General features: G+C 54.5%; 19 protein-coding genes, 1 other RNA gene, 1 pseudogene and 1 other annotated feature. Of the genes and pseudogenes, 1 reads left to right on the forward strand and 20 read right to left on the reverse strand.

Going from position 1 to position 23,187, the window contains the following annotated elements; genetic code table 11:
• Positions 1-65 precede the first annotated feature (65 nt).
• The 7 genes and pseudogenes from mnmA to QSJ10_RS15585 form a co-directional block, all read right to left on the reverse strand.
• Positions 66-1,181 carry a tRNA 2-thiouridine(34) synthase MnmA gene (gene mnmA / locus QSJ10_RS10855; RefSeq protein WP_033014767.1) on the reverse strand — a complete coding sequence of 372 codons (1,116 nt, stop codon included), beginning with the start codon at positions 1,179-1,181 and terminating at the stop codon, positions 66-68.
• Between the two features lie 99 nt (positions 1,182-1,280).
• Positions 1,281-2,423: a cysteine desulfurase family protein gene (locus tag QSJ10_RS10860; protein WP_049626599.1), complete on the reverse strand. Its 1,143-nt coding sequence runs from the start codon at positions 2,421-2,423 to the stop codon at positions 1,281-1,283.
• Between the two features lie 27 nt (positions 2,424-2,450).
• Positions 2,451-2,867, reverse strand: a complete 417-nt coding sequence (cymR, locus tag QSJ10_RS10865) for a cysteine metabolism transcriptional regulator CymR (RefSeq protein ID WP_011232042.1) — start codon at positions 2,865-2,867, stop codon at positions 2,451-2,453.
• 19 nt (positions 2,868-2,886) lie between these two features.
• Entirely contained in the window at positions 2,887-3,111 is a 225-nt protein-coding gene (locus QSJ10_RS10870; RefSeq protein WP_033014772.1) for a hypothetical protein, read from the reverse strand.
• Between the two features lie 40 nt (positions 3,112-3,151).
• Entirely contained in the window at positions 3,152-4,447 is a 1,296-nt protein-coding gene (locus tag QSJ10_RS10875) for a replication-associated recombination protein A (protein WP_033014774.1), read from the reverse strand.
• Between the two features lie 107 nt (positions 4,448-4,554).
• Positions 4,555-5,415 (reverse strand): TetR/AcrR family transcriptional regulator, encoded by an 861-nt coding sequence (locus tag QSJ10_RS10880; RefSeq protein ID WP_033014776.1) that lies wholly within the window; start codon positions 5,413-5,415, stop codon positions 4,555-4,557.
• 1 nt (position 5,416) lies between these two features.
• Positions 5,417-5,763: pseudogene (locus QSJ10_RS15585) on the reverse strand (efflux RND transporter permease subunit); the annotation flags it as partial.
• A 264-nt stretch (positions 5,764-6,027) separates the two neighbouring features.
• Here QSJ10_RS15585 and QSJ10_RS10890 point away from each other — a divergent pair.
• Positions 6,028-6,678, forward strand: coding sequence for an RsfA family transcriptional regulator (locus tag QSJ10_RS10890; protein WP_033014780.1), 651 nt, complete (start codon positions 6,028-6,030; stop codon positions 6,676-6,678).
• 50 nt (positions 6,679-6,728) lie between these two features.
• Here the strand turns inward: QSJ10_RS10890 and QSJ10_RS10895 are convergent, their stop codons facing one another.
• From QSJ10_RS10895 to secDF, 13 genes are all read right to left on the reverse strand, one after another.
• Positions 6,729-7,490, reverse strand: coding sequence for a tRNA threonylcarbamoyladenosine dehydratase (locus QSJ10_RS10895; RefSeq protein ID WP_033014782.1), 762 nt, complete (start codon positions 7,488-7,490; stop codon positions 6,729-6,731).
• 151 nt (positions 7,491-7,641) lie between these two features.
• A non-coding RNA gene (gene ssrS, locus QSJ10_RS10900) (6S RNA) lies at positions 7,642-7,828 on the reverse strand.
• Between the two features lie 76 nt (positions 7,829-7,904).
• Positions 7,905-9,677, reverse strand: a complete 1,773-nt coding sequence (aspS, locus tag QSJ10_RS10905) for an aspartate--tRNA ligase (protein ID WP_033014783.1) — start codon at positions 9,675-9,677, stop codon at positions 7,905-7,907.
• A gap of 4 nt (positions 9,678-9,681) precedes the next feature.
• Positions 9,682-10,962 (reverse strand): histidine--tRNA ligase, encoded by a 1,281-nt coding sequence (gene hisS, locus QSJ10_RS10910; protein ID WP_033014784.1) that lies wholly within the window; start codon positions 10,960-10,962, stop codon positions 9,682-9,684.
• A gap of 45 nt (positions 10,963-11,007) precedes the next feature.
• Positions 11,008-11,239: a binding site (T-box leader), on the reverse strand.
• A gap of 201 nt (positions 11,240-11,440) precedes the next feature.
• The gene (ahpF, locus tag QSJ10_RS10915; protein WP_033014785.1) at positions 11,441-12,970 is read right to left on the reverse strand and encodes an alkyl hydroperoxide reductase subunit F; all 1,530 of its coding nucleotides are present in this window, start codon (positions 12,968-12,970) and stop codon (positions 11,441-11,443) included.
• Between the two features lie 13 nt (positions 12,971-12,983).
• Positions 12,984-13,547, reverse strand: a complete 564-nt coding sequence (gene ahpC / locus QSJ10_RS10920) for an alkyl hydroperoxide reductase subunit C (protein WP_033014786.1) — start codon at positions 13,545-13,547, stop codon at positions 12,984-12,986.
• A 230-nt stretch (positions 13,548-13,777) separates the two neighbouring features.
• On the reverse strand, positions 13,778-13,951 hold the full coding sequence (locus QSJ10_RS10925) for a hypothetical protein (RefSeq protein ID WP_015375481.1): 174 nt from the start codon (positions 13,949-13,951) through the stop codon (positions 13,778-13,780).
• Between the two features lie 80 nt (positions 13,952-14,031).
• Positions 14,032-14,490, reverse strand: coding sequence for a D-aminoacyl-tRNA deacylase (dtd, locus tag QSJ10_RS10930; RefSeq protein WP_053532213.1), 459 nt, complete (start codon positions 14,488-14,490; stop codon positions 14,032-14,034).
• A gap of 23 nt (positions 14,491-14,513) precedes the next feature.
• The gene (locus QSJ10_RS10935; RefSeq protein ID WP_053532214.1) at positions 14,514-16,712 is read right to left on the reverse strand and encodes a RelA/SpoT family protein; all 2,199 of its coding nucleotides are present in this window, start codon (positions 16,710-16,712) and stop codon (positions 14,514-14,516) included.
• 148 nt (positions 16,713-16,860) lie between these two features.
• The gene (locus tag QSJ10_RS10940) at positions 16,861-17,373 is read right to left on the reverse strand and encodes an adenine phosphoribosyltransferase (protein ID WP_033014788.1); all 513 of its coding nucleotides are present in this window, start codon (positions 17,371-17,373) and stop codon (positions 16,861-16,863) included.
• Positions 17,364-19,730 carry a single-stranded-DNA-specific exonuclease RecJ gene (gene recJ / locus QSJ10_RS10945; RefSeq protein WP_053532221.1) on the reverse strand — a complete coding sequence of 789 codons (2,367 nt, stop codon included), beginning with the start codon at positions 19,728-19,730 and terminating at the stop codon, positions 17,364-17,366. Before recJ ends, QSJ10_RS10940 begins: the two co-directional genes overlap by 10 nt.
• Before the next feature lie 57 nt (positions 19,731-19,787).
• On the reverse strand, positions 19,788-20,696 hold the full coding sequence (locus tag QSJ10_RS10950) for a cation diffusion facilitator family transporter (RefSeq protein ID WP_080985658.1): 909 nt from the start codon (positions 20,694-20,696) through the stop codon (positions 19,788-19,790).
• Positions 20,697-20,833: 137 nt separating this feature from the next.
• Positions 20,834-23,086, reverse strand: a complete 2,253-nt coding sequence (gene secDF / locus QSJ10_RS10955) for a protein translocase subunit SecDF (protein ID WP_033014789.1) — start codon at positions 23,084-23,086, stop codon at positions 20,834-20,836.
• Positions 23,087-23,187: the final 101 nt, after the last annotated feature.

Here is a 23,187-nt window from a genome sequence, read left to right on the forward strand (position 1 = left end):
TGATTTTCAAGCAATGGCCTCCAGCCTAATAGCCTGGTTGAAGATCGTGCGCACCGGCACATCCGTCAACCAACATACCAAAGCTTTTCGCCGTTGCGGAACACTTCATCGATGATGCCGCCGCCAAGACACTCCTCGCCGTTGTAGAACACAACCGCCTGCCCCGGCGTCACCGCCCGCGCCGGCTCATCGAACACGACTTCGGCTTTGCCGTCTGGAAGCGGTCGAACTTCGACGCCGACATCCGGCTGGCGATAGCGGAATTTCGCCGTACAGCGGAACGGCGCTTCCGGTTTGCGGTCAGACACCCAGTTGACATCGATCGCTTTTAATGATGTGGAGTACAAATAATCGTTTTCAAACCCTTGGGCGACATACAACACGTTTTCGCGCACATCCTTGCCGACGACAAACCACGGCTCGCCGCCGCCGCCGATGCCAAGGCCGTGGCGCTGGCCGATCGTGTAATACATGACGCCGTCATGCCGCCCTTTCACTTCGCCATCGAGCGTTTTCATCACTCCCGGCTGAGCCGGCAAATAATGGCTCAAAAATTCTTTGAAATCGCGTTCGCCGATAAAGCAAATGCCCGTGCTGTCTTTTTTTCCAGCGGTGGCGAGTCCAGCCTCTTTGGCGATCCGGCGCACGTCCGCTTTCTGCAAATGGCCGATCGGAAACATCACTTTCGACAGCTGAGCTTGGCCGAGCTGGTTTAAAAAGTACGTTTGGTCTTTGTTCGGGTCGGCTCCACGCAGCATTTTATATTCGCCATCGCGAAACTCGACGCGGGCGTAATGGCCAGTTGCGATGTAATCGGCGCCGATCGACATGGCGTGCTCTAAAAACGCCTTGAACTTAATTTCCTTATTGCACATCACGTCCGGGTTCGGCGTGCGCCCGGCTTTGTATTCATTCAAAAAGTACGTAAACACTTTGTCCCAATACTGTTTTTCAAAATTGACCGCATAATACGGGATGCCGATTTGATTGCAAACGCGCACGACGTCTTCGTAGTCCTCAGTCGCCGTGCAAACGCCGTTTTCATCGGTGTCATCCCAGTTTTTCATAAAAATGCCGATCACATCATATCCTTGTTCTTTCAATAGCAGCGCAGCGACCGACGAGTCGACCCCGCCGGACATGCCGACGACGACGCGCGTTTCGTGCGGCGCTTTGTTCATGCTGTTTCCCTCCCTCTAGAAATGTTGATTTATCAAGGCTTTTCGGCCCCTCAGGGGTGTCCAAAAAATATTTTTCGACAAAATCCCTTACATCCTCCTTTAGCGGTTTGTGAGCCGCTTTATGATCTTCACTGTTTCCTCGGCCGCCCGCTCAATTTGTTCCATCGTATTGCCGAGCCCGAAGCTGAAGCGCACAGACGAACGGATGCGCTCCGACTCTTTTCCGCACATCGCGACAAGCACGTGCGATGGGTCGATTGATCCGGCGGTGCATGCTGACCCGCTCGAGGCGGCAATGCCGGCTAAATCCAAGTTCACGAGCAGCGATTCGACATTCGTTCCCGGGAAGGCGACATTCAAAATATGCGGCAGGCCATCCGGGCGGCCGTTGACCGCATAATCGATCCCTGAGGAGCGGAAAATCGCAAGCATCGCCTCGCGCCACGCCGCATATTGCCGACGTTTCTCTTCCCTTGTTCGCTCAGCGATTTCCGCCGCCTGCGCCAAGCCGATGATGCCGGGGACGTTTTCCGTGCCGGCGCGCCGCTTCCGCTCCTGTTCGCCGCCGAAAAAGAGCGGAGTGATGCGGACCGTTTCCCGGACATACAAAGCTCCGCTTCCTTTCGGGCCGTTGATTTTATGAGCAGAAATCGACAGCAAATCGATCCCGTATTCATTCACATCGATCGGAAGAAGCCCGTACGCCTGGACGGCGTCCGTATGGAAATAAGCCGGATGATCGCGAAGCAGCGCCCCGATTTCTCGAATCGGCTGGATCGTGCCGACTTCGTTGTTGGCAAACATGACCGACACCAAAACGGTCTCATCGCGCAGCGCGGCCTTGACATCCTCGACCGATACGGTCCCTTGTTCGTCAACGGGCAAATACGTGACCTTAAACCCTTGCGTCTCTAAATATTCACAAGCGCGCAGCACCGCATGATGCTCGATGGCGGTTGTAATGATATGATTGCCGCGGCCACGGTTCGCTATGGCCGTTCCGATGACCGCAAAGTTATCCGCTTCCGTGCCGCCGCTTGTAAACACAATCTCCGTCTCTTTCGCCCCAATCGAGCGGGCGACAACAGCCCTCGCTTCATCGACCGCGCGGCGGCTCTGCCGTCCAAAATGATGGATGCTTGACGGGTTGCCGAACTGTTCCGTCATCCACTGAACCATACCGGCAGCTACGTCTGGATGGACAGGGGAAGTTGCCGCATGGTCCAAATAAATCCGTTCCAACGGTCATTCTCCTTTCCTTTCTGTTGCTTAAATATAAAACATATATGCCCCTTCATCCCCGTCGCTATACTTCGCCAAATCTTCGAGCGTTGTGCTGTCGAGCACTTCCTCGACCGCATCGCGGATGCGAATCCATAGCTCGCGCTTCGCCGGCTCTTCCTCCTCGAGCTCCTCGACCGGGGTCAGCGGCCCCTCCAACACGCGCAAAATGTCGCCGGCGGTGATTTTCGCCGGATGCTCAGCGAGCACATAGCCGCCATACGCTCCACGAATGCTTTTGACGAGCCCGGCGTTGCGCAACGGCGTGACGAGCTGCTCTAAATAATGTTCAGATAAATTGTTCGCCTTGGCGATCGAACGAAGCGAGATCGGACGATCGCCATATTTTTTGGCCAATTCAATCATAATCGTCAAGCCATATCGGCCTTTCGTCGAAATCTTCATTCATATCCCTCCTAACCGCTTAACCCTTGCAGCCGAGTGCCGGCGGCCGGTCCAAGCAGGCGGCTTGCGACCTTTTGGCATTGCGGCAGCGCCAAGCCGGCATCGAACCGATCGTCACACAAAAAAGGAACGTGCCAAACGACACCGGGCCGCCGAGCAACCAGCCGGCCAACAGCACGAACGCTTCGATCCCGATGCGAATGTACGCCACGTTCCATCCGGTCAGCTCGGTCAAAGCGAGCATGAAACGCCTATGTTATTATATCATAAAAATCCCTTTCCCTTCACGGCTGAACCTTGACCTCTTGTTTCAACTGCTCAAGCCGCCGGTACACCTTGGCGTAATGTTTTTCCTCGCCATGCTCTTTCGGTTCATAATAGCGGACGCCTTCCAGAGCGGAGGGCAAATACGCTTGCGCCACCCAGCCGTTCGGATAATCGTGCGGATACAAGTAGCCTTGTCCACGCCCGAGTGCAGCCGCCCCTTTGTAATGAGCGTCTTTTAAATGATCCGGAATATCGCCAAGCTTGCCGGAACGGACATCGGCAATGGCAGCGTCCAGCGCCTTGTAAGCACTGTTGGATTTCGGGCTTAAACAGAGTTCAATCGTCACAACCGCGAGCGGAATGCGCGCTTCCGGCAGTCCGAGGCGTTCCGCCGCTTCGACCGCTGCCTGTACTTTCACTCCCATCATCGGATTGGCAAGTCCGATGTCCTCATAAGCCATCACAAGCAATCTCCGGCAAACGGACGCCAAGTCTCCGCCTTCAAGCAGACGGGCCAAATAATGAAGCGCGGCATCGGCATCGCTGCCGCGCACGCTTTTTTGAAACGCGGACAACAACGAATAATAATGATCGCCATATTTGTCATGGGTAAAACCGCGGTTTGCGGTGCATGAAGCCACGATATCCTCATCAATATACAAGCGGCCGTGGCGCTCATCGGCAGCCGCAACCGCCGCCTCCAGAAGCGAAAGCGCGACGCGCGCATCCCCACCGGCTGCCTCGGCGATGCGCCATAACAACGACTCGTCAATGACAACCGGCGGCTCGCCGACCCCTCGTTCCGGATCAGCGAGCGCCCGCTTCAGAATGATCATGAGGTCATCCGGCTTGAGCGGTTTCAGTTGTTGGATTTGCCCGCAGCGGCTGCGAATGGCGGGATTGACCTCGTGAAACGGGTTTTCCGTTGTGGCGCCAATCAAGGTCACGAGCCCGGATTCGAGATGCGGCAACAAAACGTCTTGCTGCGCTTTATTCAGCCGATGGATTTCGTCGATAAACAACACGACGTTCCCTGACCAGCGCGCCGCTTCGACTGCCTCTTCGATTTCCTTTTTGCCGGCGGCCGTCGCATTGATAGCGACCCATTCGCGCCTGGCGGTGCGGGCAATGGCGTAAGCGAGCGACGTCTTCCCTGTCCCCGGCTCTCCGTAAAGCAAAAGCGATGGAACATGACCTTTTTTGACCATTTTATAAAGCGGCGTACTAGGGCCAATGATGTGCTGTTGCCCAACGATCTCATCGATCGTCCGCGGCCGCATCCGCCAAGCAAGCGGCTCCGTCGTTTTGGGCATGCCGACCCCCTCCTTGAGATTGATGACGCTATGTTCACAGACATCCTCCGATGCCGCCTATTCATTTTCGGCGAATGGGGCGTCTCCCCGTGGGAAAATCGGTGGTTTTAATAAAAATAGCGTTCAATGGCCTCCTTCAACTCATTGTACAGCGGAAGAGAGTATTTCGCCAAATAGAGCAGAAGCGCCTCCACCATAAACCGCCTAGCTGTCTCCCCTTTCTCGAGTTCTTCCTTCAATAAGCGCAGCGAGCGAAGAATATCGTCTTCAACCGGACGCAGCGCCGCCATGCGCTCTAAACAGCTGATGGCCCGTTCTTTCCATTGACTCCGCTCTTGGGTCGCCGCAGCAATGTAATCCGCCATCACCGTTTCATCGAGCAATCCCGCCTTGCCGTCAAGCAGGCTGGCAACGATGGCATCAAGCCGATCGAGCAAGAAGGGGGCAAGCTTCTCAGGAAGCAGCGGTTTTCGGTCTACCGCCAAGTAAATCAGATATTCTTTCAGCATTCCGTTGAGCATCGTCGCGCAATCAAACGAAACTGGACGCACTTGTTCGCCGTATATGTCTTCAATCGCCCGGCGATACCAGTGGAGCGTATGGGCGCGGATGCGAAACACCAGATGCTGCACCTCATGGCTCACCTTCACAGCTTGTTCGCCCAACTGCATTTGCACCAGCTCTTTATGTTCGTCAAACAGCTGGATTTGTACAGTCAACTGACGCCTTAACCGCTCGCGCGCGGTTAAGGCGGGATCAGCCTCGATTTGTTTAAGCTGGCGAAACAAAACTTCATAATGGTAGCGGAAAATCGATACAGCCAACTCTTCCTCCGATTTGAAATAATTGTAAATCGAACCTTTGGCTACTCCGCTCCGCTCGGCTATTTCCTGCATAGAGGTAGCGTGATAGCCTTTTTCGGCGAATAATTTCATCGCCGTTTCAATGATGTCCTCTTTCCGTCCCAATGTTTTCTCCTTCCTTACTCCTTCTTGTGACATCGGATGGGATCTTCAAATCATTTACATGTTTCGAAATATCATTCGTTACTTTCTGAATGTTGTCGCCGACAATCTGGGCGGATACGCGGGCAAACACTTTTCCGTCCAGCTTTTGAATGGACGTATACACGTCCGCCTCTTTCACTTCGGCGACAGCTGAAAGTGGAATCACTCCGTTTCTCGTCACGATCGGAAGCTCTTTCAACTCATCGATCCCAACGTTTCATCATACGAAAGTTCGACTTGCTCATCCTTGCCGCCGAGTTTCAGCGTCCCCACATCGACCGGTTTGGTCGCATCGGCCACCGCCCCCAGCCAGTCCTAGAAACATGAGCAAAAACGAACATACAAACACAGCTGCCGCATTTTTCAAACTGAACCTGGTCAAAAACGTCATCATGCCACCTCTCATCCTACGATTTTGACCAATAATTCTAATTGTTTTGGACTGACCGGTCATACAAAACTATTTCTATGATACATGAAAATGGGAAAAAATGAAAAGGGCGAAGTTTAAAGTGGAAATCAAACGGAAAAACTATGACCATATCAACATTACCATTTGATGGGGTGGACAACATGAAAACAAGACAGGATGCTTGGTCACATGAAGAAGATGTACTGTTGGCTGAAACGGTGCTGCAATATATACGCGAAGGAAAAACGCAACTTGCCGCTTTTGAAGTCGTTGGGAGACAACTGCACCGCACAGCGGCGGCATGCGGGTTCCGCTGGAACGCCGAGGTGCGGAAACGACACCTTGAAGCCATTGAACAGGCAAAAAAACAGCGAAAAGAACGGAAACGGGCATTGGAAATGATGAAAAAATGGCAAAAGGAGGCGGCCGCCGTATCGTTCGGCGCCCCTGACGATCCGAAACTTGCCGAGGGATCGTCCCCGTTTCTCCCGGCTACCCCGTTGACGCTTGACGAGTGCATTTCCTTTTTGCAAAGGCTGCGGAACGACGTTGAGCAGCTGGAAGCCGCCCGCCGGGAAAACGAGCGACTGAAACGGGAACGGGCGGAGTGGCAGGCTCGCAATGAACAGTTGGCCAAAAAGGCCGAACGCTTGGAAGCGCGCCAGACGACGGTGCACGAAGATTACGAGGCGCTCGTCAAAATTATGGCCCGCGCCCGTCAGCTTGCCTCCGAAGAAGGCGACCGCTTTTCCCTCGCCCAGCTTCTTCTCTCCGAAACGGGCGGACAAGTCGAACCGATGGCCCATTCATAACAAAACAAGAGGCAATGGCATGCATCGCCCCTTGTCTGCCCATCGTTTCCTCATTCGCTGACGCGGGCGATGGGGATGTCTTTTAACAATTCATTGATGACGTAAGACGCCATAATAAGCCCGGCAACCGACGGAACAAACGCGTTCGATGATGGCGGCATTTTCGCTTTGCGGATCGGCGAAGCATCGTTGCCGACGACTTGGCGAACGTCTTCGCGGATTTTCACCGGCTTCTCATCGGAAAAGACGACCGGAATGCCGCGGCGAATCCCTTCTTTGCGCAGCTTGGCGCGGATGACTTTCGCAATCGGATCGGTGTGCGTTTTTGAAATGTCGACAATACGAAAGCGGGTCGGATCCATTTTGTTCGCCGCACCCATGCTGGAAATGATCGGAATGCCGCGCTTGAGGCATTGTTTCATCAAATGCACTTTGTACACAATCGTGTCGGACGCATCGATGACAAAATCCAGATCATAGGCGAAAAATTGCTCATACGTCTCTTCTGTATAAAACATTTGCAAAGCGATCACCTCGCACGCCGGGTTGATGTCGGCGATGCGCTCTTTCATGAGCTCCACTTTCGGACGCCCGATGGTCGAGAGCAACGCATGGATTTGCCGGTTGATGTTGGTGATATCGACGTTATCGCGATCAACAAGCACCAACCGGCCGACGCCGGAGCGGGCGAGCGCCTCGACGGCGAACGACCCGACACCGCCGACGCCAAGGACGGCGACGGTGGCGTTTTTTAAGCGTTCCAACCCTTCAGGGCCAATCGCGAGTTCATTGCGGGAAAATTGGTGCAGCATCGTTCTCCTCTCCGTTTGCTTCAAAATTGATGTTTATGCCGCTTTTTATCCTACCATCAAGACAGCAAAAGAGGCAACGGCATTTTGCTGGCAAAACAAAACCCCTATGCGGCCATCCGCATAGGGGAAATGCTGTTGATTCCTTAATGTCGCCAGTCCCAATCGTGCCGTCGATGCCTTCGTTTTGAACCCGCTCTCCCATAGGTGGGTGCCCTGTTCCAAGGTTTGCGCTTCCCCTGTGACGAAGGGGCGTGCACGCCGCTTGGAAACCCCGGACTCCCGGATCATCTACTGTTCGGTCAAAACGATGGGTGACTCGACGAACACATTAGGACGGTGTGTTGCTTTGATTGTATCATATTTTTTCGCGTTTGTGAACCTCTGCCGTCAATGTTTCTCCTTCCAACGGCGCCATTATTCCTCACGAGGAAGCACAACGGCCAAATGCAGCTCCTCGAGCTGCTTGTCGCTGACCGGCCCCGGCGCTTCCGTCAATAAGCAGCTCGCACTCGCCGTTTTCGGGAAGGCGATCGTATCGCGCAAGTTCGTGCGCCCAGCGAGCAACATCACCAGCCGGTCAAGGCCAAGCGCAATGCCGCCGTGCGGCGGAGTGCCGTATTCAAACGCCTCAAGCAAGAATCCGAACTGGCGGCGCGCTTCTTCTTCGCTGAACCCTAAGGCGCGGAACATTTTTTCTTGCACGTCGCGCTCGAAAATGCGGAGCGAACCGCCGCCGAGCTCGTACCCGTTTAACACTAAATCGTACGCCTGTGCGCGAACGGCGCCCAGGTTTGTCTCCAACAGCGGAATGTCGTCGCGCACCGGCATCGTAAACGGATGGTGGGCGGCGTAATAGCGCCCTTCTTCTTCGTCATACTCCAAAAGCGGCCAATCCGTCACCCACAAAAACGCGAGCTTCGCTTCGTCGATCAAGCCGAGCTCTTTGCCAAGCTTCAGCCGGAGCGCCCCAAGCGCCGCTGCGACGATCGCTTTTTCGTCGGCGACAAACAAAAGCAAATCTCCGTCTTCGACAGCAAGCGCTCGACGCAGCGCCGCCTGTTCCTCATCGGTGAAAAACTTGGCGATCGGCCCTTTCAGCTCATCTCCTTCCGCTTTCAGCCAGGCGAGCCCTTTCGCCCCGTAGCGGGCCGCAAATTCGCCTAACGCGTCGATGTCTTTGCGCGAATAGCGGCTTGCTGCGCCTTTCGCGTTGATCGCCTTTACTTGCCCGCCTTCCTTGACCGTGCGGGCGAACACTTGAAATGCTGAATTACGGACGATTTCCGATACGTCGACGAGCTCAAGACCAAAGCGTATATCCGGCTTGTCCGAGCCGTAGCGGCTCATCGCCTCGTCATACGTGATGCGCGGAAACGGGCGCGGGATGTCGATCCCTTTTGCTGCTTTCACGACGGCAGCCATCATCCGTTCGGTTAAATCCATAATATCCTTTTGTTCGATAAACGACATTTCGATGTCGATTTGCGTAAATTCCGGCTGGCGGTCAGCGCGCAAATCCTCGTCACGGAAGCAACGGGCGATTTGGTAGTACCGTTCCACGCCGCCGACCATGAGCAGCTGCTTAAAAATTTGCGGCGACTGCGGCAAGGCGTAAAATTCGCCCGGATGAACGCGGCTTGGCACCAAATAGTCACGCGCCCCTTCCGGCGTGCTTTTCGTCAACATCGGCGTTTCAATTTCCAAAAAGCGTTCGCTATCCAAAAAGTCGCGCACCGTCTTTGTGATTTTGTGGCGAAGCGCCAGTGTTTGAAACATGACTGGGCGGCGCAAATCCAAATACCGATATTTTAAGCGCACGTCTTCCGCCGCATCCGTGTCATCGGAAATCGAAAACGGCGGCGTTTTTGCCTCGTTGATGATCTCGATTCGTTCCGCTTGAATTTCAATGCGGCCGGTCGCGATGTTCGGATTGACCGTCTCGGGCGCGCGGGCGACGACCGTTCCTTCGACGCTTAAAACGTATTCGCTCCGCACGCGTTCCGCTGCCGCCAGCGCCTCGGCCGAGACATCGGGGCTGGCGACAACTTGGACGATGCCCGTTCGGTCGCGCAAGTCAATGAAAATGAGGCCGCCTAAGTCGCGGCGCTTTTGCACCCAGCCTTTGAGCACGACGCGCTCGCCGACGGCCGTTTCCGGCACTTCTCCGCAATGATATGTGCGTTCCATTCGCTCACTCCTCCTTCCCGATCCGTTCATGCAAAAAGTGCGCCAACTCGCCGAGCGGTACATTCGTTTGCTCGCCGCTCGCCATATGCTTTACCGCCACTTCCTGTCTCTCGAGTTCTTCATCGCCGATAATGGCGACAAACGATGCCCCAAGCCGGTCGGCGGCCTTCAGCTGCGCCTTCAATTTTCGGCCCAAATAATCTTGATCGACCCTCAATCCGGAGCGGCGCAATGCATAAACGAGGCGGACCGCCTCGTCTTTCGCCCGCTCACCGACAGCGACGACATAGCAGTCAAGCCCACTCTCCACCGGCAATTCCACTCCTTCGGCGTCAAGGGCGGCCAACAGCCGCTCGATGCTCAAGGCAAAGCCGATGCCCGGCGTCTCCGGACCGCCGATTTCTTGGACAAGCCCGTTGTAACGCCCACCGCCGCACAGCGTCGCCGCCGCGCCAAATCCTTCCGCTTCGCTCATAATTTCAAACGTCGTGTGGTTGTAATAGTCAAGCCCGCGCACGAGCCGCGCATCGATGACAAACGGGATGCCGAGCGCTGTCAAGTATTGTTTCACTTTCTCAAAATAGGCACGCGATTCGTCATTTAAATAGTCTAAAATCGACGGCGCCGTCGCCATCAGCTCATGATCGCGGTCTTTTTTGCAGTCGAGAATGCGGAGCGGATTCGTATGAAGCCTCGTCTGGCAGTCCGGGCACAGCTCGTGGATGCGGTTTGAAAAATGGCGAACAAGCGCCTCTCGGTGCGCCCGGCGGCTGTCAAGGTCGCCCAAGCTGTTCATGACAAGCCGGATCCGTTTTAAGCCAAGCGCTTCGTAAATATGCATCGCTAGCGCCATCACCTCGGCGTCAATCGCCGGATCGCTGCTGCCGAGCGCCTCGACGCCGAACTGGACGAACTGGCGGAACCGTCCCGCTTCCGGACGCTCGTAGCGAAACATCGGCCCGCTGTAATACAATTTCAGCGGCTGGTTCGGACTGCCGTACAGCTTATGCTCGACAAACGCTCTGACAACCGGCGCCGTTCCTTCCGGGCGGAGCGTCAGCGCGCGCCCCCCTTTGTCTTCGAACGTGTACATTTCTTTTTGCACAATGTCCGTTGTATCCCCCACGCCGCGCAAAAAAAGCTCCGTATGTTCAAAAATCGGCGTCCGGATTTCCTGATACCCATACCGGCTGCAGAGGCTGCGGGCAATGTGCTCGACATATTGCCATTTTTCCGAGTCACCCGGCAGCACATCTTGTGTCCCTCTTGGAATTTGAAAAGCCATGCTCATCCTCCTTTGCCCAAAATAAAACGCCCTTGTCCCCATGATCATAGGGACGAGAGCGTCATTCCCGCGGTGCCACCCTAATTGAAGCCGATCCGGCTTCCGCTTGTCGCCATTAACGCATGGCACACGTTCCCCTTTACTGGCGCAAAGCGCGTTCAAAGGGAAACCTACGGAGTGTCTTTCGTTAAGCCATCATGGAGAAGCGCTCGCAGCCTTGGGCGCTTCCTCTCTGGCCATGTGGACCTTAACTACTTTTCTCCATCATCGGTTGTTCCGTATGAGAAAGATGTAATTTTATATTACGGACAATCTCGCCCGTTTGTCAAGTTGTCCTAGCAGCTGTGATCCATGGTTGTTCGCAAAGAGAAAAACCTTGATGTCTCATCGCATTTTTCTCCTTGTTGTAAAAAAAGAGAGCCGATTCATTGAACCGCCCCTCCATGGGATCGAAGAGGCGGTCCACCTTCGGCTCTCTTTAATGGCGAATCAAGTAATCAAACGCGCTTAACGCCGCGGTTGCACCCGAGCCCATCGAGATAATGATTTGCTTATAGGCGCTGTCCGTGCAGTCGCCCGCGGCAAAGACGCCTTCAATGTTCGTCGCGCCGCGTTTATCGACGATAATTTCACCGAAGCGATTCCGTTCCACCGTTTCTCCCAACCATTCGGTGTTCGGAACAAGGCCGATTTGCACGAACACGCCTTGCAATTCGATATGATGTTCTTCTCCTGTTTCCCGGTCAATGTACGTCAAGCCGTTGACTTTGTCCGTGCCGGTGATTTCCGTCGTTTGCGCGTTTTTTATCACCGTTACGTTCGGCAGGCTGTACAACCGGTTTTGCAACACAGCATCCGCCTTGAGTTCAGGGGCGAACTCCAGCAGCGTCACATGGCTGGCGATGCCAGCGAGGTCAATCGCCGCTTCGACTCCAGAGTTCCCGCCGCCGATGACCGCCACGTGCTTCCCTTCGAACAGCGGGCCGTCGCAGTGCGGGCAATAGGCGACCCCTTTGTTTTTGAACTCTTCCTCGCCCGGCACGCCAAGGTTGCGCCAACGGGCGCCCGTTGCGATGACAACGGTTTTGCTTTTCAACACAGCGCCGTTTTCCAGCTCGACTTCAATCAAGTCTTTTTTCTCGAGCCGTTTTGCCCGCTGCGAGCTCATGATGTCGACGTTGTATTGCTTTACATGTTCTTCAATGCTGGCCGCAAGCTTCGGTCCTTCCGTATATTTGACGCTGATAAAGTTTTCAATGCCGAGCGTATCTAAAATTTGTCCGCCGAAGCGCTCCGCGACAATGCCAGTGCGAATGCCTTTGCGCGCTGCGTAAATGGCTGCTGTCGCACCTGCAGGGCCGCCGCCGATCACCAGCACATCAAACGGCTCTTTGTTGGCGAAGGAAGAAGCGTCCGGAGCACTCCCTAATTTGGCGAGGATATCTTCAAGCGACATGCGGCCGCTCGCGAACAGTTTGCCGTTTAAAAACACCGTCGGTACGGCCATAATCCCTTTTTGCTCCGCTTCTTCTTTAAACGCCGCCCCGTCGATCATCGTATGCGAAATATCTGGGTTCAACACGCTCATAATGTTGAGCGCTTGCACGACGTCCGGGCAGTTGTGGCAGGTCAGGCTGACGTACGTTTCAAAATGATGTTTGCCTCTGATTTGTTGAATGCGGTCCACGACGTCTTGGCTGACTTTCGGCGGCCGCCCGCTCACTTGAAGCAGCGCCAAAATGAGGGACGTAAATTCATGGCCGAGCGGCACGCCGGCGAAGGTGATGCCGGTGTTTTCGCCGACCCGGTTGACGCTGAAGCTTGGCGTTCGTTCCAGCTTCGCTTTTTCCACTTTGATTTTCGGCGACATCGCCGTTAATTCATCGATTAAAGCAAGCATATCGCGGGAAACGTTGTCGTCTCCCGCGCTTACCGTCAAGACAATATCATTTTCAAGCAATTGCAAATACTGAGCTAGTTGCGCCTTGATGTCAGCATCCAACAGCATCTCCTAAGCCCCCTTAAATTTTGCCGACGAGATCTAGGTTTGGCTTCAGTGTTTCCGCTCCTTCTTTCCATTTCGCCGGGCAGACTTCACCCGGATGGTTGCGCACGTATTGGGCCGCTTTAATTTTATCAATCAGCGTGCTGGCGTTGCGGCCGATGCCGTCCGCATTGATTTCCACCGCTTGAATGACGCCGTCTGGATCAATGATGAACGTGCCGCGCTGCGCCAATCCTTGTTCTTCATCGAGCACATCAAACATGCGCGACAGTTGATGCGAAGGATCGCCGATCATCACGTATTCGATTTTGCTGATGGCTGGCGATGTATCGTGCCATGCTTTATGAGTAAAGTGAGTGTCGGTCGAAACCGAGTACACTTCTACGCCAAGTTCTTTGAACGTCGCGTAGTGGTCTTGCAAATCTTCGAGCTCCGTCGGGCAGACGAACGTAAAGTCCGCTGGATAGAAGCAAACGATGCTCCATTTTCCCATGAAGTCTTGCTCTGTCACTTCGATGAATTCGCCGTTGTGATACGCTTGGGCACGGAATGGTTGCACTTTTTTCCCTACGAGTGACATTCTTCATCTACCTCCTGTGACTATTTTATAATAATTTTAAACCAATACTTATTATCATATAGGGGCACGTGTTTGTCAATACATATGCAATAGATTTTTTCCTCTACCGATCCGGATCAGTGTTGAGCGGATACGCAGCGCTCATTCGCAGCTGTTTCGTCTGAACGGCCACACCGCCTCGGCCCACGAAACATCCACACGCCGCGTGCGCTCCTTCCAACTCGCCATGTTTACGGACGGGGCTGCTGTTTTTTCAACATTTGTACGTCTTTCGGCGCCACACCGAATTCGGATGCCAACTCAAACGCTCTATATTGGGCCTCGAGCCGCACCCATTCGTGAAAGTCGGCGGACAACACATCGTCCGCCCGATGCGCCTGCTCGCCTCTTTTGGTTTGCCGCATCGCACTCCTCCTTTCTTATTGCCACACTTGTTTTCATCTTTCCCATTTTTCGCCGAAAATAAAAAAGAAACCGGGAAACTTCATCGGTTTCCCGGTTTCTCGCTGCTGTCGATGATCAAGGTGACCGGCCCGTCGTTTGTGAGCGATACGTCCATCATCGCACCGAATACGCCGGTTTCTACATGAACGCCTCTTTCGCGCAAAGCGGCGTTGAACGCTTCATACAGCGGCAAGGCATGGTCGGGCTTTGCCGCCGCCATAAAGTTCGGGCGCCGGCCTTTTCGGCAGTCACCGTAAAGGGTGAACTGCGACACCGACAGCACCGCCCCGCCGACGTCAAGCAAGGAGCGGTTCATTTTTCCGTTTTCATCTTCAAAAATACGCAAATGAGCGATTTTCTCAGCCAAATAGGCAGCATCGTCCTCCGTGTCCTCGTGTGTAACGCCAAGAAGGACGACAAGCCCGGCATCAATCGCTCCGACCGTCTCGCCGTCGACGGTGACTTTGGCCTCTTTCGCCCGCTGGATGACCGCTCTCACTCGCCTTCCTCCTTTCGCCGCCCTTAGTTGTTCATCAAACGCTGGACGGAATAAATGTCGGGAATTTGCTTGATTCGATCGACCACTTTTTGCAAGTGGCTCAAATTATGAATGGCGATCGTCATATGGATCGTCGCGATTTTATGGCGATAATCGGAGCGTCCCGAGACGGCGGAAATGTCTGTTCGCGTTTCATTGACCGCCTGCAGCACCTCATTCAGCAAACCGCGGCGGTCAAATCCGGTGATCTCAATGTCCACGTTATATTCGCACTTTCCGTTTGCCCCGCTTTCCCATTCTACGGCAATCAACCGATCGGCCGCTTCTTCGGTCTTGACGTTCGGGCAATCGGCGCGGTGGACGGAAATGCCGCGGCCGCGGGTAATAAAGCCGATGATTTCATCCCCCGGCACCGGGTTGCAGCAGCGCGACAGACGGATGAGCAAGTTGTCCATTCCTTGGACGCGGATGCCGCAGTCGCGTTTTTTTCCAGCCGGCAGCTTGGCTTCGAAGACCGCTTCGGCCAGTTTGCGCTGCTGTTCCTCGAGATCGCGCTGCTTCCGCCATTTTTCCGTCAACCGATGAGCGATTTGCGCCGCTGTGATGCCATGATAGCCGACTGCCGCATACATATCGTCTTCATTCGAAAAATTAAATTTTTCCGCAACGCGCTTGACGTTGTCCGCCGTCATCACTTCTTTCGGTTCAAAACCGAGGCTGCGCACTTCTTTTTCGACCATTTCTTTTCCTTTTTCGATATTTTCTTCACGCCGCTGTTTTTTGAAAAACTGGCGGATTTTGTTGCGCGCCTGCGACGTCTTGGCGAGCTTCAGCCAGTCCTGGCTTGGACCGTACGAATGTTTCGACGTCAAAATTTCCACGATGTCGCCCGTCTGAAGCTTATAGTCAAGCGGCACCATTTTGCCGTTCACTTTGGCGCCGATCGTTTTATTGCCGATTTCCGAATGGATGCGATAGGCGAAATCGATCGGCACCGACCCGGCTGGCAGCTCGATGACGTCGCCCTTTGGCGTGAAAACGAACACCATATCGGAAAACAAGTCCATCTTGAGCGATTCCATGAACTCTTCGGCATTGCTCGCGTCGTTTTGCCACTCCAAAATTTCCCGAAACCAAGACAGCTTTTCTTCAAATGAATTAGGTTTGATCGTCTTTCCTTCTTTGTACGCCCAATGGGCGGCAATTCCGAACTCGGCGATTTGATGCATTTCGAATGTGCGGATTTGCACCTCGAGCGGCTCACCCTTGGGGCCGATCACCGTCGTGTGGAGCGACTGGTACATGTTCGGCTTCGGCATGGCGATGTAGTCTTTGAAGCGCCCTGGCATCGGCTTCCAGCATGTATGGATGATGCCGAGCACCGCGTAGCAGTCTTTAATGCTGTTGACAATGATGCGGACGGCAAGCAAATCGTAAATTTCATTAAACTGTTTGTTTTGCATTACCATTTTTCGGTAAATGCTGTAAATATGTTTCGGACGCCCGGAAATTTCGCAAGGAATATGCACTTCGTTGAGCCGTTCGCGCACTTCTTGAATGACTTCCTCCAAATATTGCTCGCGCTCAGCCCGCTTTTTCTTCATTAAATTGACGATGCGGTAATATTGCTGCGGGTTTAAATAGCGAAGCGCCGTATCCTCAAGCTCCCATTTGATTTTCGAAATGCCGAGCCGATGCGCGAGCGGAGCGAAAATTTCGAGCGTCTCATTGGCAATGCGCCGCTGTTTTTCGGCCGGCAAATGTTTCAATGTCCGCATATTGTGCAGCCGGTCGGCGAGCTTGATCAAAATGACCCGGATATCTTGCGCCATGGCCAAAAACATTTTCCGGTGGTTTTCCGCCTGCTGTTCTTCCTGCGATTTATATTTAATTTTCCCAAGCTTCGTCACCCCGTCGACAAGCATCGCCACTTTCGCGCCGAACTCGCGCTCAAGGTCTTCTTTTGTCGCCTCAGTGTCTTCGATGACATCATGCAAAAACCCGGCGGCGATCGTTGTCGCGTCCATCTTTAAGTCCACCAAAATGCCCGCGACTTGAATCGGGTGGATGATGTATGGTTCGCCCGATTTCCGAAATTGGTCGCGGTGGGCGTGCTTGGCAAACTCATACGCCTTTTTCAAAAAGGCGACATCCTGCTCCGACAAATAGCAGCTCGCTCGTTCAAACACTTGCTCCGCTGTCAGCACTTGTTCATTGGCCATAGGGTTGAATCACCTTTTTAATCGATTAAAATTGAAGCTGCAAAGCACAGAGGTCCGTTGCGTTCATACGGTTAATAAGAAAGAGCACTCATGTGTGAGTGCCCCTTTTTTCTTTATTGTATCCGAAGATGCGAACAATGTCGACTGTTTAAAACTGCATCAGCGTCAAAATGTCGTAGCCTTCCAATTTTTTGCGGCCGCCAAGCTCGGTGAGCTCAATCAAAAACGCCAATCCGGCCACCACTCCGCCGAGCTGTTCCACCAAATCGATCGTCGCCCGCATCGTCCCACCCGTCGCGAGCAAATCGTCGGTGATCAACACACGCTGCCCTGGCTTAATGGCATCTTTATGCATCGTCAAGACATCTGTTCCATATTCCAGGCCATACTCCACACGGACGACTTCGCGCGGCAGCTTCCCTTCCTTGCGCACCGGCGCAAACCCGACGCCAAGCGCATAGGCGACTGGGCATCCGATGATAAAGCCGCGCGCTTCCGGACCAACGACGATATCGATTTGTTTTTCGCGCGCATATTGAACAATTTGGTCGATCGCGTATTTGTACGCCAGACCGTTGTCCATCAGCGTTGTAATATCTTTAAACATGATGCCCGGCTTCGGGAAATCGGGCACAATCGTAATGTATTGTTTTAAGTCCATGATACGTTTGCCTCCTCGTGCGTTTGCGAACGTGTCATTTCCGCCAAACAGCGTTTCAATTGCTCGTAAGTGGAATAGACTAACTGATGCTCCGCCTCAAGTTCGTCCCGCCGCCGGCGGTACGTCGGCGATTCGTGCAAACCGCGCTTCGCCGGCTGATGAACGAGCGAAATGACGCCGTTTTGTTCGCTGATAAAGTCAAGCTCTAAAAACACCTTCGCCATAAAATGAACCGTCTCTTCCGTCCAACCGCGGGCGCGGGCCAGCTCACCGCCGCGCTTGGCGAGCGGAAACGAACGGTGTTGATGCAAAAAGGCGTAAAACCATTTAAAATGTTCGCGCGTCGGAAACGTGCGGAAAAATTGCGCCTCGGGCTGGGCGAACACCGCGTAAATGCGCGCCGGCCGCCCGTTGCCAAGAAGCGCCGACAGCAAGGCCAGCCGCGGCGGCACGTCAAGCAGCACGACATAGCGGTCGTCAATCGATAAGGCGCCCGCCTCTTCTTCGGTCGGCACGCAATAAAGCTCCCCGCGAAATGGCGCCACGTCCGGGCGCTGTCCAGTTTCGCAGCGAAAGGAGACGACTAGCCGCTTCTCTTTTGGCAGCCGCTCAAGAAGTGAACGGACGTCGCGGCAGCCGCGGACGTCAAACAGCTGGCAGTCGCTGACCGCCAGATCACACAACGACAGCTGTGGCTTGGCGAACCCGTTCCATTCGTTCACCGACAGCTCCCCGACCGCCGAAATGCGCGCATCCGGAGCGATTTCTTCGCATAACGGCCCGAGGCCGAAGCCGATGGCATCGATCGCGGCCCCGTCTTGGGAAAAGACGGCTTTCATATGGGCTCCGTTCGCCCCGACGCGCCGCATGGTTTCAACCGACGCCCCTTCAACGAGAACAAGCGGCCGCGGATTGCCGACGCCAAACGGAGCGAACCGCTCAAGGCCGCGGGCGGTCGACAGCGTCAACTCAGCAATCGAACAGGAAGCATCGATGAACGTCGGCGGCGTAAAATCGTCCTCAGACAACGTTTCGGCGGCGATGGCGTTCAGCCGTTGCCGCAATTCTTCGACATCATCAAGCGCCAATGTCATCCCCGCCGCCATCGGGTGGCCGCCAAAGTGCGGCAACAGGTCGCGGCATTGCGACAGGCTGGCGAATAAGTCAAACCCATGAATGCTGCGGGCTGACCCTTTGGCGATCCCTTTTTCCCGGTCGATTGAAAGCACGACCGCCGGGCGGTAAAACTGCTCAACAAGCTTAGAAGCGACAATGCCCACCACTCCGGCATTCCATCCTTCGCCTGCCACAACCAAGACGCGATGTTCCTCAGGAGGAAATTGGCGGCGCACCATGTCCGCCGCTTCTTCAGCGATTTGTGCCACAAGCTGCTGACGTTCGCGGTTTAACTCGTCCATCTCCGCCGCCAGCTGCACCGCTTCGTTCTCATCGTCCGTCATTAAGAGCGCCACTGCCGGATCGGCGCCTCCGAGGCGCCCCGCCGCGTTCAAGCGCGGAGCGATGACAAATCCGACCGTCTGTTCGTTGATGGCCGCCGCATCAATGCGGCATTGCCGAAAAAGAGCGCGCAGCCCGATGCGCTCCGTCGCTCGCAACGCTTCAAGCCCGTGTGCAACAAAGAGGCGGTTTTCCCCAACAAGCGGAACCAAATCAGCGATCGTGCCGATCGCGACCAAATCAAGCAAATGGCGCGGCACCCGCCCAAGCAAGGCATGGGCTACCTTAAACGCAACGCCGACGCCGGCTAAATCGCGAAACGGATATGTACTTCCCGGCTGCTTCGGATGGATGATCGCATGCGCCTCCGGCAACACCGGACCTGGCTCGTGGTGATCTGTTACGATGACATCCATTCCCCACTCGTTGGCGGCCGCAATTTCCTTGACCGCCGCAATCCCATTGTCGACGGTCACAATGACGGAAACGCCGCGCTCTTTTGCGGAGCGAAACGCCGCCATGTTCGGCCCGTATCCTTCCGTAAATCGGTTCGGAATGTAGAACTCGACCGACGCCCCCGCCTCCTTGAGAGCACTCACCATCACCGACGTGCTGCAAACGCCATCGGCATCGTAATCGCCGTATACCAACACGCGTTCACCCGCGTCGATCGCCCGCTTTAGACGCTGAATCGCGCGCTCCATCCCGTCAAGCAAAAACGGATCATGAAACGATTGCTCAAGCGGATTGAGAAACGACGCCGCCTCCGAGGCCGTCCGCACCCCGCGGCGGACGAGAAGCCTCGCCAATAAGGGCGTGACGCCGGCTTCCTCAGCCAGCCGCCTCACCGTCTGCTCATCGAGGCGCTCCACCTCCCAACGCGTTTTCGCTTTCAACATATCTCCCACCTCAACTCTCCTTATTATACAAAAAGGAGAAAAGGGCAGGCAACGACATTACGGTTTTTTTTCCGGGTTGTACGGGTTGATGTGAACCATGACATTGCGGACGCGCGGCAGCGTCAGTAGTTTTTCTTTCACTTTCTTTCCGATCCGGTGCCCCTCTTCGACCGTCAAGCGCGGATCGACGGCGATTTTCAAATCGACGATGACGTAATGGCCGTGCTCGCGTGCATGCAGCTCATTGATTTGCCGCACATCGGGAATGGACAAGACCGCCTCGCGCAAATAGCCAGCCTCTTCCTTGTGAAGCACATGGTCGATCGCCGTATGGACCGACTGTCGGCCAAGGTCCCATGCCATTTTCAGAACAAGCAGCGAGACGAACAATCCGGCGAGCGGGTCGGCATATACAAGCCAGTCAATCTCCCATTTTCCACCGACAATGGCGGCGCCGACGCCGATGAGCGCAGCAAACGACGAAAACACATCCGATCGGTGCTCATAGGCGTTGATGATCAGCGCATCGCTGTTTAGCTTTTTCCCGAGCCGGTATTTATAGTGAAACATCGCTTCTTTGACAGCAATCGACAACAACAAGATGTAAATGGCGGCCGCCCCGGGCGGCGACAGTGGGGCGAAAAATGACAGAAACGCCGAGCGCCCGATCTCGATCCCAACGAGAAATAGAAGAACCGCGACAATAATGGCGGCGATTGATTCCGCTTTCCCATGCCCGTACGGATGATCCTCATCCGGCGGGCGCGCAGCGGCCCGCAGTCCGACCCAAACGGCGAACGAGCCGGCAACATCGGACGCTGAATGGGCGGCATCAGCGATCAACGCTTGGCTTTGGCTCCACACGCCGACCGCCGCCTTGACAGCAGCAAGCGCCATGTTGCCGGCGATGCCGACGACCGCTGCTGTTTTCGCCTGCTTGAATCGCTGTTCGTGTTCCATGGCCATCTCCCCCACCTTTGCATTCAGCAACCTCACACGCTGCCTATGTTGCATCTGACGGTTAGTGTATCCATTTTCCGCCCCGAGCATTGCCCCGAACAAAAAAGGCGCCGGAAAAGCACATTCACTTTTCCGGCGCGCTGTTACACCTGCGGTTCGGCCTCGGCCGCCGCTTTTTTGGCTCCTTTCCCTTTTTTGAGCTCCTGTCCTTTCCAAACGACCCAAAGCTGAGACGCGATGCAAAGCGACGAATAGACGCCGCACACAAGTCCAACGAGCAAGGCGAGGTTGAAATTGCGGATCGCTTCGCTGCCAAAGATGAGCAACGCGATGACCGTAAACAAGACGGTCAATACGGTATTGACCGAGCGCGTAAATGTTTGCTGCAACGCCCGGTTGACGATATACTTCAAGTCGTCAACCGTTTTCACTTTCCGCTTTTTCATCAAATCCCGGATGCGGTCAAACGTGACGATCGTATCGTTGATCGAGTACCCGATGATCGTCAGCACCGCGGCGATGAATGTCAAATCGACTTCAAGACGCGTCAAGCTGAACACAGTGACAATGAAAAAGGCGTCATGCAACAGGGCAACGATCGCCGCCAACGCCATCCGCCACTCAAAACGGATCGTCACGTAAAGAATGATGCCGATCGAGGAAATCAGCACAGCAATGAGCGCATTGCGGGCCAGCTGCTTGCCGACGACCGGAGAGACGGTGCTGATGTTTGGTTCGTTGCCATACGCTTGCTTCAATTCATTTTTCAGCTTGGCAATTTCTTGCTTATCGAGCACGCCAATCAAGCGGACGACGCCTGTTTTCCCATCCGTGCCGGACAGGACGACATCCTCCGGCTTGTAGCCGAGCCGCTCGAAATAGTCGCTCAACTCTTTCGCATCGATCGGCTGGCTGCTCGTCACCTCAACGCGCGTTCCGCTCGTGAAGTCAATGCCAAGATTCAGCCCCAGGGCAAACAACGAGATGACGCCAGCGATCGCCAATGCGCCAGAGAAAATGAAAAACTTTTTGCTATGTTTGACAAAATCCCAGCGGTCAAACTTCGTCGGCACTTCCGTTTCCTCGGTCGTTTCGGCAATGTTTAAGATTTGCGACTTTTTGACGCCAAACCACTCCGGCTTTTTATCGAGCCAGCGGCTTGACACAAGCAGTCCGAGCAACAGCCGCGTGCCATAAACAGCGGTGAGAAAGCTGACGACGATGCTGATGATGAGCGTCGTCGCAAACCCTTTCACCGAGCTTGTCCCGTAAATAAAAAGAACAGCGCCGGCGATGATCGTCGTAAGGTTGGCGTCAAAAATCGTCGCAAACGACCCGCGGTTGCCAGCACGGAACGCCGACAGCATCGACTTGCCGAGCTTCAGCTCCTCTTTGATCCGTTCGTACGTAATAATGTTGGCATCGACCGCCATCCCAACCCCTAAAATCAGGGCGGCAATGCCCGGCAGCGTCATCACGACGTTCATCCAATCAAACAAAAGCAAAATCAAATAAATGTATACCGACAGCGTAATGACGGCGATGATCCCGGGAAGCCGGTAAAACCAAATCATGAACAAGAAGATCGCCGCCACACCGATGATGCCGGCCAACACCGTTTTTTGCAGGGCGTTTTTCCCAAACTGAGCGCCGACGGACGTGGAGTAAATTTCATGCAGCTCGACCGGCAGCGCGCCGGCATTGAGCAAATCGGCCAGCTGTTGCGCTTCTTTGACCGTAAAATTGCCGACGATCGACACATCCGTCTGATTGAACACTTGGTTGACTGAAGCGGCGGAAATAAATTTCGGATCCGTTTTGCCCGCTTCTTTCCGGTAGGAGTCCACCCCTTCTTTAAAATCGAGCCAAATGACTAAAATGTTGTTTGGCGGCCCCATTTTATATACTTTTTCCGTCACCTGGCGGAACTTGTCGGCGTCTTTCAATTTCAGAGCGACGCTCGGCCGGCCGTTTTCATCAAACGACAGCTTCGCTCCGCCTTGGACGAGGTCGCTTCCATCCATAAGCACGTTGTCATTGACATCGCGGAACGTCAATTTCGCCTGCGTGGACAAAATTTCGCGCGCCTCATTTTGGTCTTTCACCCCGGCGAGCTGGACGCGGATGCGGTTTCCTCCCTCGATGTCAACGCGCGGCTCACTGACGCCAAGGACGTTGATCCGTTTATTCAGCGCACTGACGGTGCTTTGCAGCGTCTCTTGGTCAATCTTATCGCCTTTTTTGGCCGGCTTCACTTCATACAGCACTTCAAAACCGCCTTGCAAGTCAAGGCCCAGTTTGATGTTATGTACAATTCCTTGAATCGTCGGCCCCATCACTCCGGCGAACAAAAGCAGGAGCAGAAAAAAGGCGACGATGCGGTTTCGTTTTACCATTCTCCTTAAGATCCTCCTTCAACTTGCTTCAGAGCCGTCCGGTGTCGCGCCAAGCAAAACATTGGCCTCGCCTTCCATTATGAAACAGCAGCCGGCAAGTG

Source organism: Geobacillus stearothermophilus ATCC 12980 (genome assembly GCF_030369615.1).
Classification (GTDB): domain Bacteria; phylum Bacillota; class Bacilli; order Bacillales; family Anoxybacillaceae; genus Geobacillus; species Geobacillus stearothermophilus.

Bases quoted from the DNA above. Each gene is read 5' to 3' on its own strand.
- mnmA (WP_033014767.1), bottom strand. From the start codon at position 1,181: ATGAACAAAGCGCCGCACGAAACGCGCGTCGTCGTCGGCATGTCCGGC.
- cymR (WP_011232042.1), bottom strand. From the start codon at position 2,867: ATGAAGATTTCGACGAAAGGCCGATATGGCTTGACGATTATGATTGAA.
- QSJ10_RS10870 (WP_033014772.1), bottom strand. From the start codon at position 3,111: ATGCTCGCTTTGACCGAGCTGACCGGATGGAACGTGGCGTACATTCGC.
- QSJ10_RS10875 (WP_033014774.1), bottom strand. From the start codon at position 4,447: ATGCCCAAAACGACGGAGCCGCTTGCTTGGCGGATGCGGCCGCGGACG.
- QSJ10_RS10890 (WP_033014780.1), top strand. From the start codon at position 6,028: ATGAAAACAAGACAGGATGCTTGGTCACATGAAGAAGATGTACTGTTG.
- QSJ10_RS10895 (WP_033014782.1), bottom strand. From the start codon at position 7,490: ATGCTGCACCAATTTTCCCGCAATGAACTCGCGATTGGCCCTGAAGGG.
- aspS (WP_033014783.1), bottom strand. From the start codon at position 9,677: ATGGAACGCACATATCATTGCGGAGAAGTGCCGGAAACGGCCGTCGGC.
- hisS (WP_033014784.1), bottom strand. From the start codon at position 10,962: ATGGCTTTTCAAATTCCAAGAGGGACACAAGATGTGCTGCCGGGTGAC.
- ahpF (WP_033014785.1), bottom strand. From the start codon at position 12,970: ATGCTGTTGGATGCTGACATCAAGGCGCAACTAGCTCAGTATTTGCAA.
- ahpC (WP_033014786.1), bottom strand. From the start codon at position 13,547: ATGTCACTCGTAGGGAAAAAAGTGCAACCATTCCGTGCCCAAGCGTAT.
- QSJ10_RS10925 (WP_015375481.1), bottom strand. From the start codon at position 13,951: ATGCGGCAAACCAAAAGAGGCGAGCAGGCGCATCGGGCGGACGATGTG.
- QSJ10_RS10935 (WP_053532214.1), bottom strand. From the start codon at position 16,712: ATGGCCAATGAACAAGTGCTGACAGCGGAGCAAGTGTTTGAACGAGCG.
- QSJ10_RS10940 (WP_033014788.1), bottom strand. From the start codon at position 17,373: ATGGACTTAAAACAATACATTACGATTGTGCCCGATTTCCCGAAGCCG.
- recJ (WP_053532221.1), bottom strand. From the start codon at position 19,730: ATGTTGAAAGCGAAAACGCGTTGGGAGGTGGAGCGCCTCGATGAGCAG.
- QSJ10_RS10950 (WP_080985658.1), bottom strand. From the start codon at position 20,696: ATGGCCATGGAACACGAACAGCGATTCAAGCAGGCGAAAACAGCAGCG.
- secDF (WP_033014789.1), bottom strand. From the start codon at position 23,086: ATGGTAAAACGAAACCGCATCGTCGCCTTTTTTCTGCTCCTGCTTTTG.